The sequence below is a fragment of the Sulfurimonas sp. genome (genome assembly GCF_047622445.1).
GTDB lineage: Bacteria > Campylobacterota > Campylobacteria > Campylobacterales > Sulfurimonadaceae > Sulfurimonas.
Window position 1 is genome coordinate 44171 of the sequence record NZ_JBLHOE010000010.1, and the last position, 11864, is coordinate 56034.

The 11864-nt window shown below is 33.3% G+C and carries 12 protein-coding genes and 1 pseudogene; 9 read left to right on the forward strand and 4 right to left on the reverse strand.

Annotated features, from left to right (window positions below):
* Positions 1–232 precede the first annotated feature (232 nt).
* The 5 genes and pseudogenes from ACI9TV_RS03775 to ACI9TV_RS03795 all read left to right on the forward strand — a co-directional run.
* Positions 233–868 (forward strand): annotated as a pseudogene (locus tag ACI9TV_RS03775) (HD-GYP domain-containing protein); the annotation flags it as partial.
* Positions 865–1230 (forward strand): nitrate/nitrite transporter NrtS, encoded by a 366-nt coding sequence (gene nrtS, locus ACI9TV_RS03780; protein ID WP_415249424.1) that lies wholly within the window; start codon positions 865–867, stop codon positions 1228–1230. The pseudogene ACI9TV_RS03775 and the gene nrtS, both read left to right, overlap by 4 nt.
* 208 nt (positions 1231–1438) lie before the next feature.
* Positions 1439–2125, forward strand: a complete 687-nt coding sequence (locus ACI9TV_RS03785; protein ID WP_415249434.1) for a methyl-accepting chemotaxis protein — start codon at positions 1439–1441, stop codon at positions 2123–2125.
* 1 nt (position 2126) lies between these two features.
* Positions 2127–2996: an MBL fold metallo-hydrolase gene (locus tag ACI9TV_RS03790; RefSeq protein ID WP_415249425.1), complete on the forward strand. Its 870-nt coding sequence runs from the start codon at positions 2127–2129 to the stop codon at positions 2994–2996.
* A 148-nt stretch (positions 2997–3144) separates the two neighbouring features.
* A complete protein-coding gene (locus ACI9TV_RS03795) occupies positions 3145–5022 on the forward strand; it encodes a CHASE2 domain-containing protein (protein WP_415249435.1) in 1878 nt (625 codons plus the stop codon).
* A 17-nt stretch (positions 5023–5039) separates the two neighbouring features.
* Here the strand turns inward: ACI9TV_RS03795 and ACI9TV_RS03800 are convergent, their stop codons facing one another.
* Complete coding sequence (locus ACI9TV_RS03800) at positions 5040–5417, reverse strand: hypothetical protein (RefSeq protein WP_415249426.1); 378 nt, start codon at positions 5415–5417, stop codon at positions 5040–5042.
* Positions 5418–5563: 146 nt separating this feature from the next.
* On the opposite strand from ACI9TV_RS03800, the gene ACI9TV_RS03805 reads away from it, so the two are divergent.
* From ACI9TV_RS03805 to ACI9TV_RS03815, 3 genes are all read left to right on the forward strand, one after another.
* A complete protein-coding gene (locus tag ACI9TV_RS03805; RefSeq protein ID WP_415249427.1) occupies positions 5564–6217 on the forward strand; it encodes a response regulator transcription factor in 654 nt (217 codons plus the stop codon).
* Positions 6210–7349 (forward strand): sensor histidine kinase, encoded by a 1140-nt coding sequence (locus ACI9TV_RS03810; RefSeq protein ID WP_415249428.1) that lies wholly within the window; start codon positions 6210–6212, stop codon positions 7347–7349. Before ACI9TV_RS03805 ends, ACI9TV_RS03810 begins: the two co-directional genes overlap by 8 nt.
* A gap of 257 nt (positions 7350–7606) precedes the next feature.
* A complete protein-coding gene (locus ACI9TV_RS03815) occupies positions 7607–8272 on the forward strand; it encodes a DUF234 domain-containing protein (protein ID WP_415249429.1) in 666 nt (221 codons plus the stop codon).
* On the opposite strand, the gene ACI9TV_RS03820 is transcribed toward ACI9TV_RS03815, so the two are convergent.
* On the reverse strand, positions 8264–10270 hold the full coding sequence (locus tag ACI9TV_RS03820; RefSeq protein ID WP_415249430.1) for an EAL domain-containing protein: 2007 nt from the start codon (positions 10268–10270) through the stop codon (positions 8264–8266). The genes ACI9TV_RS03815 and ACI9TV_RS03820 overlap by 9 nt on opposite strands.
* 112 nt (positions 10271–10382) lie before the next feature.
* Here ACI9TV_RS03820 and ACI9TV_RS03825 point away from each other — a divergent pair, with 112 nt between their 5' ends.
* A complete protein-coding gene (locus ACI9TV_RS03825; protein ID WP_415249431.1) occupies positions 10383–10922 on the forward strand; it encodes an RBBP9/YdeN family alpha/beta hydrolase in 540 nt (179 codons plus the stop codon).
* On the opposite strand, the gene ACI9TV_RS03830 is transcribed toward ACI9TV_RS03825, so the two are convergent.
* Positions 10919–11131 (reverse strand): hypothetical protein, encoded by a 213-nt coding sequence (locus ACI9TV_RS03830; protein ID WP_415249432.1) that lies wholly within the window; start codon positions 11129–11131, stop codon positions 10919–10921. The genes ACI9TV_RS03825 and ACI9TV_RS03830 overlap by 4 nt on opposite strands.
* Before the next feature lie 16 nt (positions 11132–11147).
* The gene (locus tag ACI9TV_RS03835; protein WP_415249433.1) at positions 11148–11633 is read right to left on the reverse strand and encodes a hypothetical protein; all 486 of its coding nucleotides are present in this window, start codon (positions 11631–11633) and stop codon (positions 11148–11150) included.
* Between the last annotated feature and the right edge of the window lie 231 nt (positions 11634–11864).

Below are 11864 nucleotides of genomic sequence, written 5' to 3' on the forward strand. Positions count from 1 at the left end.
TCCTTCTGCTGTTTTTATATTTAATGAAAAAGAAGACTTAGTCTTTAAAAACTCTGCTGCGGCAAGAAAATTACCTGATATAGTTTCCACAAAGTGTTTAGGTATCACAAATGCACAAGCACTTACCGAGCACTCAACAATAGAAACTATTATGTTTGAGCATCAAAATAAATTCTACCAAATAGAGCTACAGGGGCTAAAAGAAGAAAAGATTTTACTTACATACCTTACCGATGTAACAGAAGTTATCCAACTCAATCACGAGATAGAAGATACACAAAGGGAAGTAATCTACGCTATGGGTGAAATTGGCGAAACTCGTTCTAAAGAAACAGGGAACCATGTCAAAAGAGTAGCACTCTATTCAAAAGAATTAGCGCTACTCTATGGACTTTCTTTTGAAGCAGCAGATACATTACATATGGCTTCACCAATGCACGATATAGGTAAAGTTGGTATACCTGATGCTGTTTTAAATGCTCCACGAAAATTAGACCTTGATGAATGGAAAATTATGCAAACCCACGCAGAGCTCGGCTACGAAATGCTTAAAAGTTCAAATAAGCCTATCCTTAAAGCTGCGGCAATAGTAGCTAATGAACATCATGAAAAGTGGGATGGTTCAGGTTATCCAAGAGCTCTTAGTGGTGAAGATATTCATATTTATGCTCGTATTACTGCTGTGGCTGATGTTTTTGATGCACTTGGAAGTGAGCGAGTATATAAAAAAGCTTGGGAACTTGATAAAATACTCAAGCTTTTTAAAGAGGAACGTGGCAAACATTTTGACCCAAAACTCATAGACTTATTTCTCAATAACTTAGATGACTTTTTAGTCATTAGAGATAAATTTCAGGATATTTCATGAGTGTGAAGCACTTCAAGATTTATTGTGACATTGCTACATCTTCACCAATTATAAGCAGAGCATTAAAAGTTGCACTTATTGTTGGCACTTTACTTAATTTTATTAATCAAGGTTCTAGTTTACTTAGCCTTGACATAGAAACACTTAACTTTGTAAAACTTCTCCTTACCTATGTTGTACCCTATAGCGTAACAACATATACTGCAACTGCTATGAAAGTAGAGTTCCACATAGGTACAAAAGCTATCATCGAAGCTGATTTAGAATGTAAACTTTGTCCACAAGAAATACATGTTCATAAAGATGAACTCATCCCTGAGTGTCCACAATGTGGCATAAAAACTCACTGGAATCTAAAATAAAGGCTGCACATTGTTCGGAATTAAACTAAAACATGGTGAAATTATTACTCAAGAATCAAGAATAAAAGAACTTGAGCAAAAAGCGCAAATGCTAGACTCCATACTTGCACAAAATTCGTTAGAAACTGCAACTACAATCTGTAACAATGCTAAGAAAGTAAATGAATCTTCTAAAAAACGTCTCGGGAGTATAGAAAATACAAAGAGTATGGTTGATGGATTTATCTCCCAATCTATAGAGATCAAAAATATAACTCAAAAATCAGACACTATTGCTAATGACACCTTGAGTTCAACTTCTCAAAGTAATCAACACATTAACCTTTTAGCCAGCGCTCTTGAGAGTAACCACGAACTCACAAATGAATTTCAAGAACAAATTTCAGAGCTTTATGGAAAAATAAACGGTATTAGTAATTTAGTGGCTTCCATTAAAGATATAGCAGATCAGACAAATCTTCTAGCTTTAAATGCCGCTATTGAAGCTGCACGTGCAGGTGAACATGGTCGTGGATTTGCAGTAGTTGCAACCGAAGTCAGAAAACTTGCAGATAGTACAAATAAATCAGCTGATCAAGTACAACTTGAAATGCGTCTCATCATGGGTATATCAAATGATGTTATGGAACGTCAAGAAGTTATGCAAAAGAGTATACAAAATAGCGTTTCACTCGCCGAAAAAACTGTTGGAATCTTAGAAGAACTTGGATCTAATGCTTCTAACAATAAAGAAGAGGTCTCCATCGCTCTTAAATGTATAGATATGCAACTCAAAGATTCTGAGACAATTAAAGCAGACATGATGCAACTTGTGGAAGATACTAAACAAGCCATTGAGGGTTCTAGCAACAATGTCACTTTAGCCCAAAACCTTATATTTGAGTTAAAACACTAAAGTGAAATTTTTTCTTTTCTTTTTTCTTTTACTAAGTACTCTTTTTGCTCAAAAAATAGAGATAGAAATTTTAGGTTCCGGTGGACCAGAGCTTGATGGAAGGGCTAGTAGTTCTTACATACTTTGGATTGATGGTGAAGCAAAATTACTTGTAGATATGGGCAGCGGTTCTATGCTTGGTTTTGAAAAATCAAATGCAAAACTAAAAACATTAGAGGCTGTAGTTTTAACACATCTTCACATAGACCATAGCGTTGATTTACCTTCTTTTGTCAAAGCTGGTTTTTTTAGTTCTCGAGGTGAGGTACTAGAAATTGTCGGGCCTTTTGGAAATGAATCTTTTCCTTCTATTTCAGAATATTTACTAAAGTTGTTTGGCTCGGATGGTGCATACAAATATATGCAAGATGTTCTCACTCCACAAAGTGACTCCTTCCAGATTATTCCACTTGAAGTCAATTCAAACACTATTCTTACAAAAAAATATAAAATGTTTGAGCTTCAACTCATTAACGTACACCATGGAATAGTCCCATCCCTTGCTCTTAGAATTAATGTGGATGGGAAAAGCATTGTAATTAGTGGGGACACAAACAATAAAAATGAAAACCTCAGCGCCCTCACAAAAAATGCAGACCTTTTTATAGCACACCATGCTATCACATCTCACTCTGGAAAATTTGCTAAAGATTTACATATGGAACCATCTCAAATTGCTACAATTGCATCTCAATCAACTGTAAAAAAAGTAGTTCTTTCTCATAGAATGAAACGTACTTTAGTGCACGAAAAAGAAAGCCTTAAAATCATAAAGAATGTATTTAATGGTGAAGTAATATTTGCAGAAGATGCAATGAGATTAAGATTATAATAACTAGTTAGTAAAAATAATATAAAATCATTTTTACTAACTTTATGCTAAAATAGTTTATCTAAATACTAAGAGTAAAGGTTAAGATATTAATTCATTAAAAAAATATAAGTTATATCTTTACATTATTATATTTTTTACAATATCTATCACACACTTCTATTCCAATAATAATAATTTTATAAGAAATGTAGACTATAAAATATATGATATTACCAAAGATTTATTTTCAACAAAATCTACAGATGGTACATCCCACGTAGTTATTGTAGATATTGATGAAAAAAGCTTAAGTACACTTGGCCAATGGCCATGGCCAAGAATTATGCTAGCAAAACTTTTAAGTAAAATAAATACCTACAATCCAAGTTCTGTTGGTTTAGATATCGTCTTTCCTGAGAAAGACAGAACTTCACCTCTTGAAATTCTTTCCTTTTACAAAGAATTTCTTCATATTGATGCAAGTATTCATGGATTAGACGAAAAACTACAAAACAATGACCTACTCTTTGCTAATGCAATTAAAAACACCCAAAGTGCATTAAGTATTTATCTTAGTGATACCTCTAAAATTAATAATGAATGCCCATCTATCAAAGGAATTGATTTAAGTGTACAAGGGCTAGAGCTTCAAAATTCCTCTTATATATTATGTAATACACCTTTATTAAGTAATGCTTCAAACAATTTTGGGTTTATTAACACATCAAAAGATGAAGATGGAATCCTCCGTCGTATGCCTCTTTTTAGAGAATATAATGAGCAGACAATCCCAACATTAGCTTTAGCAATACTCCAAAATATTGATTCTAAAATATACTCTACTACTGATAACACAATGAATTTTTTAAATCATACTATCTCTATGGATAAAAATTCTAATGTACTACTTAACTACTATGAAGATAATTGGTATAAAAAAATATCTGCACTTGATATTCTTAACGATAATGTCTCCCAAGACGACTTAACTGGAAAAATAATCATTATAGGTTCATCCGCAGTAGCACTTCATGACCAAGTTATTACCCCAAGTGGAAAAAGTATGGCTGGAGTACAAATACATGTCACGCTGATAGACAATATACTCAATGGTACCTTAATGGTACAACCGCAGAAGTACAAAAATATAAATCTTGTTCTTTCCTTCATTCTAAGTACTATTATGCTGTTCTTATTATTTACAGAGCGTAACGTAAGTACTATTGTTTTATTCACAGGAACAATAATAGTCTCTTTTTTCCTTACTCTGCTTCACTGTAGTGATGGGATTTATATCTCCTTAGGTTACTTTCTTATTCCATTTGTACTGCATTTTTTTATTATTACTATTTTAGAGATTATTTTTGAAATTTTTGAAAGAAAATTGTATATAGAAGAGCTTAACAAATCGCACATAGCACTTTTAGATAGCATGGTTCATGTTGCCGAAGTTCATGATATAGAAACTGGCGCGCACATTGTCAGAACAAAAGAGTATGTAAAACGTTTGGCGCAGCATCTCTATAAAAAAGGTCACTTCAGAGATCAATTATCGCCTACAAAAATAGAGATTATATACAGAACTGCACCTCTTCATGACTTAGGTAAGGTTGGAATTCCAGACTCCATTTTGAAAAAACCTGGAAAATTGACTACCATGGAATTTGAAGTTATGAAAACACATCCAATGTTAGGTGTGCATATTATAAACAATGCCATAAATAGCTATAGTGCAAATGATTTCTTTATTACTGGGAGAAATATAGCGCACTACCATCACGAAAAATGGGATGGCAGTGGATACCCAGAAGCTATAAAAGGTTTAGAGATACCTATTGAGGCTCGTTTAATGGCTCTTGCTGATGTCTATGATGCACTTATAAATAAAAGGGTATACAAAGAAGCTTTTTCCTATGAAGATACTATACAAATAATTATTGATGGAAGAGGTACACATTTTGATCCTATCATGGTTGATGCATTTCTAGAGTGTCAAGATGAGTTTATGTATATCGCAGAGTTATATGCTGATCAAAACGTTTAAGGAAGGTTGAGTAAAACTCAACCACACTTCCCTGTTCCACATTTCATTGCTTCTTTTGGAGCTGGTTTAGCCATTGACCCACCACATTTTCCTGGCCCACATTTCATAGCAGCTTTAGGAGCTTTCTTCCCTGCTGGACATATACAGTTAGTTTTATCTTTACACGAACACTTCACATTTGCGTCACATTGACATGCTTTTCCAGCAGCTTTCGCTTCACAACATGCCGGTTTTTTAAGCTCCGTAGCTGGTGTTTTACAACACGCTGGTTTTTCCATTGCCGCGCCACATTTCCCAGCACCACATTTCATAGCCTCAGCACTTAATGATGTTGCTCCCATTGAAACAAATAATACAGCACCAGCAATAAGCGCAGTTAAACTAAACTTTTTCATCTTTTTACCCTTGTTTTAAATTAAACTTTTAGTATTTTACAAAAGTTTTGTGTAATGTTTGTGTATGATCTTTATTTCTCAAAACATTTAAAATATGATACACTTATATTACTAACGGAAGAAGTGAACTTAAAAAGGCTATTACCATGAAAGTATTACTTATGGAAGACGACCCTGTATTATCCGATATACTTTTAGACTATCTCAATGAATCTTGGGATGTTGATTATGCCTACGATTCCAAAGAAGTATATGTAAAACTTGAATCTAATAAGTATGGTCTTTTCATCTTTGATATCAATGTAGCAGGTAAAAGTGGACTTGAACTTTTACGAGAATTAAGGGAGTTTAATAACACTACTCCTGCTATCATTATTACCGCCTACACAGATACTAAACACCTAGAAGAGGCTTTTGAGGCTGGGGCACACGACTACATCAAAAAACCTTTTGAACTTCCGGAGTTAAAAGTTCGTATCCAAAACACACAAAAGCTTTTTAATATACACACAAAAAATGAAATACAAATTACACCAGACATTTCTTTTTTACCAGAAGAAAAAACACTTCTCAAAAATAAAATTCAAATCTCTCTTAGTACAAAAGACAGCGCAATCTTACTCTACTTTGTTAGAAATACACAACGAGTCATAAGTAACGATGAACTTATTCAAAATCTTTGGGATTTTGATCACTTGCCAAGTGATGCTACGATTCGCTCTCATATAAGAACCCTACGCGAACTCATCGGCAAAGGAAAGATTAGTACGCTCAGGGGCTCAGGGTATATTTATGAATAAGATAACAAAAAAATCATTTTACTCATTCCTATCACTTTATCTTATCTCCTCTTTTATATTTTTATCTTTAGCCTCATATTGGTTTTTTACGGCGCAACTCTCCACAGAAATGAACTCCAATTTTCATAAGATGAACAACACTTCAAACAAAATTGTTGCAGATGTAATTTATGCAGACTTGATGAAAAAAGAATTAAAACTTCAAGGTTTTCCTTACGCCAATATTGCACTATTTGACATAAATAAAAATCTAAAGTATGGTTCTTTGCTTCGCCCGGTTGATTTTTCAAAAGATTATTATAAAGAGGAAATGACCTTCTCTCTTATCTCTAAAACACTGGGTGGTCATCTTGGACTTGAATATATTGTTATTCAAAGTAATGAGTGTTCTTTCAATGTTGCTAAGTTAAAAAACACAGTTGCCTATACTGCTCTTATGGTAGCACTTATTATTATACTTATCGCAGTACTTCTTTCTTACATGTTTTTAAAACCTCTTAAAGATAAAATGCAAGAAGTTGAAAACTTCATAAAAGACACAACCCATGAGCTTAACACTCCTATCTCTGCACTCATGATGAGCACCTCTAGAATAAAAGAAAAAGAATCTTATGATAAGAAGATTGTTACAAATATCTCCATAAGTACAAAACAACTATATGAGATATATGCTTCTTTAACTTTTTTAAACTTTGATACTAGTAGTGAAAAAGATGAAGATCTAAACTTTGATGATGTTGTTCAAAACTCCATTGAATACTTCAATGAGTTACTCAGTAAGAAAAAAATGACCTTAGAATTTACACATACACAGTGTTCTTTACATATATCACCCTCTAAAGCCAAAATGCTTATCAACAACCTACTCAGTAATGCCATCAAGTATTCACCACCAAATACAAAAATTATCATTGATCTTAAAGAGAACTCTTTTAGCATTAAAGATGAGGGTATTGGTATTGCGCAAGATAAAATTAACATGATTTTTAAACGTTTTGCAAGAGCCTCTAGCTACGCTGGTGGCTTTGGAATTGGGCTTAGTATAGTCGATAGTATTGTAAAAGAATATGAGTACAGTATCAACGTTCATTCACAAGAAAACAAAGGCACTCGAGTAATCATCCACTTTTAGAGTATAATTTCACATTACATATAGCAAAAGGCTTTATCATCATTTTAAGTACACAAACATTACTCCAACAATTTCGTTCATTCTATAAAGAACATAATCCTAAAAATTTTGAAGACGCAATAGAAAAATTTGCAGTTTTCGGTGCCGTTGAATGGGAAAAGATTGACACTACGCAACCAACATACAGCCTCATAGAAAAGCTGATACTTCCAGACTTCCGATACATTCGTAATGATATAACAGAACTTACGACTGGTATGCCTCTCTACCACTCTATACTTACCGGTATCGCGATGGGCGATGGAAAAACTCATACAGCCTACAAACGTGCGAACACCTCAAAAGAAGTTGGAGACAGAGCAATAGAAGAGTTATGTGAAGCAGGTGTCATACGACTAGATAAATCTAAAAAAGTGTTTACCACATGGGAAGAAGAAGATGGAGAAAAGATTTCAAACAAACTTTTTTTCACTTCACCATTTTTACGTTTTTGGTTTGCCTTTGTTTCCCCACTTTTTAAAGGTGTAAGAGATGGGGATTATAAAGAAGTAAAGGAGCGTTTTGCAAATAGAGAAAGTGAATTTATCCAACTTACATTCGCTGAGCTTTCACATGAAGTTCTTAAAATCAACGCTAAAGAAGACCCGATTAAAGAGATAGGTAGTTATTGGGATAATGAAATTGAATTAGAAATTTATGGTAAAACTGCATCTGGGAAAGTTATAGCTGGGATTTCAAAATACACAAACGCTAAAATGAATAAAAGCGTACTTACAAAACTTCAAGAAGATTGTAAAAAAGCCAAGATTGATGCAGATATTTTTGTACTTGTTTCAAAAAATGGATTCTCAAATGAACTCAAATCACTCAAGAGCGAAAGTATTAGACTTCTAAGTCTAAAAAACTTTAAAAACTTAGTTTAAAAACTTTTCAACTCCCTTTGAGGATATAGGCCTGGAGTAGTAATACCCTTGCGCTATATCACAACCAACCTCTTTTAAAAAATCTACATGTTCACCTCTTTCAGGACCTTCTGCAACAATTTTAAAATCTAATGCTTTTGCAAGACTTACTATGGCGTTTGTAATAGCTATATCATCTTTATCTTCTGGAATATCCTTAATGAACTCTCTATCAATTTTCAATTTATCAATCGGAAGCTTTTTCAAATAACTTAAAGAAGAATACCCTGTTCCAAAGTCATCAATAGCTATGGTAATTCCAAGTGTTTTTAAATCTCTAAGAATTTCTATAGTTTCATTGATATTTTCCATAATAACACTCTCTGTAATTTCAAGTTCTAAAAGACCTCCATTAATACATGTTCTAGTAATAGCTTTACGAATATATGAATGTAAATTCTGGTGAAGTAACTGTTTTGCTGAGATATTTATAGACAAAGTTAAATGAGCCATTGGAGTATCCTTCCAAGATGCCAACTGATTACAGGCTTGATCTATAATCCACTCCCCTATTGAAATAATCAAACCATTATTCTCAGCTATTGGGATAAATACAATCGGTGAAATCAAACCACTTTTAGGATTATTCCAACGTATAAGTGCCTCTACTCCTACAATTTTTTCACTATCTAACGCTATTTGAGGTTGATAAAGTAAAAATAATTCATCCTTAATGATTGCCTTATGAAGTTCTCCTTCTAAACGAAGTTCACCCTTTGACTTTGTACTCATCTGCTCATCGTAAAATGCATACTGACTTCTACCTGCACGCTTTGCGCAGTACATTGCTATGTCCGCATTTCTGAGTAAAGCTTTTGCATCTACTGCCGGATTTGGATATGAAGCAATTCCAATGGAGACACTTGTATGTACATCACAGCCTTTTAGCATAAATCCTTCTTCAAAAACTTTTTGAATTCTTTGTGTAATTTTTTCAATAGCAGTAGAATTAGAGACATTTGTAAAAAGGAAGACAAATTCATCCCCACCAAAACGAGCAAATATCTCAAACCCTGTAATTCTATTTTCTAACCTTTTTGCAACATTTTGAAGTAGTAAATCTCCAACAGAATGTCCTAATGTATCATTGATAATTTTAAAACTATCCAAGTCCATAAATAGCATGTAAATATTATCTATGCTTGAATCATTCAGCGAAGATTCAACTTTATCATTATAAGCATGTCTATTTGGTAAGCCTGTTAAATTGTCATGGTTTGCAAGATGTTCTAGTTCATCAATCGCCTTTTTTTCTTTTTTAAAAATAAAATTTATTAGTAACAAACCTATCAACAAAAAGAATAGATGAATGAAAGCCGTTTTTTTCAATGACTCTATTCCTAAAAAATAAATACCTGACATCGGTAAACTTACACTTACCCCACCAGCAGTTTTTGTATTTTTATAGGATTTTTGATGTCCATGACATTTCAAACATCCATCTCCCACAAGCATTGGCCGAATAAGACGCATATTAGTCACACCATCTATATCTGAGAACTCTATAACTTCTTTAAGTTCGGGTTCATTTTTAAAAGCTTTGAGAGCTTTTCTTTCCCAAGTATCTGCTATATTACTTGGATTTAAAATTTCCAAAGCTGTAATATGAGCTTTCGAACCATATAAACCAACCCACTCATTATTCATCTGTCGTATCATAGATGCTGGATTCATTAAGGTTAATTTTTTACCAGAAGGTGTTTGAATATCTCTTTCTTTGATATGTTTCATATATGGGCTTGGTGGTGTTCTTGGTATATCAACAGGAACATAAACACCTCCGTGAGAACTACCCCAAGCGCGAAAGGATTGGTCCTTATCAAAATTTGCATCTAGTACATCTTTTGCAATTCCCACACTATGTTGATACTGGGTATACCCACCAAGGATTAAAGATATTAACACAATAACAGTCCAAGTAAGCATCGTTACTAGCTTCAGTGTAAAAAATTCTTTCATAAGCTATGCTAATCCTATTAAGCTTAATCCTTCATGAATTATCTATTATATATTCTTATGCTAAAATTCACTTTGCTATAATGTTATTTACATTATAGAACAAGAGAAAGAGATGAACAAAAAAATATTATTATTACACGGTTGGGGTGGGAGTGACTTTCCTCATTGGCAAAGTTGGTTAGCAGGTGAACTTGCAAAAGAGTATGGAACAGTGAGTTTTTTAAAACTAAGTAATTTTGATTTTCCTGACTTGGCAATTTGGAAACAAGAGCTAAAAAATGAAATAGAGAACTTTAATCCTGATATTGTCATTTGTCATTCTTTAGCAAACACATTATGGTTTCATACAATAAATGAAATAGGTGAAGTAAAAAAACTTTACCTCGTGGCTCCTCCAAGTTTTACTTGTCTTATAGAAGAGATTGATGAGTTTTTTCCTTTAAAATTGCCAACAAACACTAATGCTCAAGAGACACTTCTCATTTGTTCAACAGATGATCCATATATGAATATTGATGAAGCGAAGACATTACAAAAGTCACTTAATGTAGAAATGAAAATACTACAGAATGCTGGACATATAAATGCGGATAGTGGGTACGGCGAGTGGCCTTGGATTTTAGAGGAAATAAAAAAAGATTTGAAAAATTAAACGTAAATGTCTAAAATATGATTCGGATTTGTCTCTAAAGGATTTTGTGTGTTTTGCGTTTGTACCTCTTCTATTATTTGTGTACTTTTTACTGTGTCATCTGACGTAGTTTTAGATTCTGTTTCTTCTTTTATAGTACTAGCATCTAGTCTTCCAACCTGCACTTGTTGTGGTGAAGGTGATTGGAATAAATAACTTTGAACATTCATAACATCCTCCTATATTCTAAAATAATTCCGCGCTTTTCTGATTTTCTTGATATGTTGCATATGCCGCAACCGTATTGTTTTGTCTTTGAACATCTCGTAAAGATTCTATGATACTTGGAGTTTTATCATCCGAAAACTCTACTTTATTGTCTGTCGCAACTGCTAAATAAATTTCAACCTGAGACTTTTTAGATTGAGCGCCTATATAATCAACACCATTTTCTCTTTTGGCATCTTGTTGTGCTTGAGTCTCTTCTTGCACTTGTGTAGCACTTGTTTCTTGCTCACTTGAGAGAGTTGTTTTAGCTTGAGGAGTAAGGGCGATATCTCCCTCTTGGTTACGAACTAAATTAGCATCACTACCTTCATATAAAAGCTTATCGCCTACTACAGATTCTTCATCTTTTACTGGTTGTGTGCCAACAGGATTAGGAGCAGTATCAAGTTTTTTTTGAAACTGTTGTAAGTTTTGAAAACTATTTAAGTTACTAGATACTTCCATAATATGTCCTTCAAAGCGATATATCTATCATTAATTATACCGAAAATATCATTATTTAAGACTTAATGAAAAATATGGGTGCTTAAAACACCTCTCGAACTATAGTATATTGGGAGTAAACAAAGGTTTATTTACAAATGGCTGTAAAAAAGCTCTAAAATATGCATAAATTGTCAATCTAAAAATGTTATTTCTAAGGGTATGAGGAGAGGAATTAAACGATATTTTTGT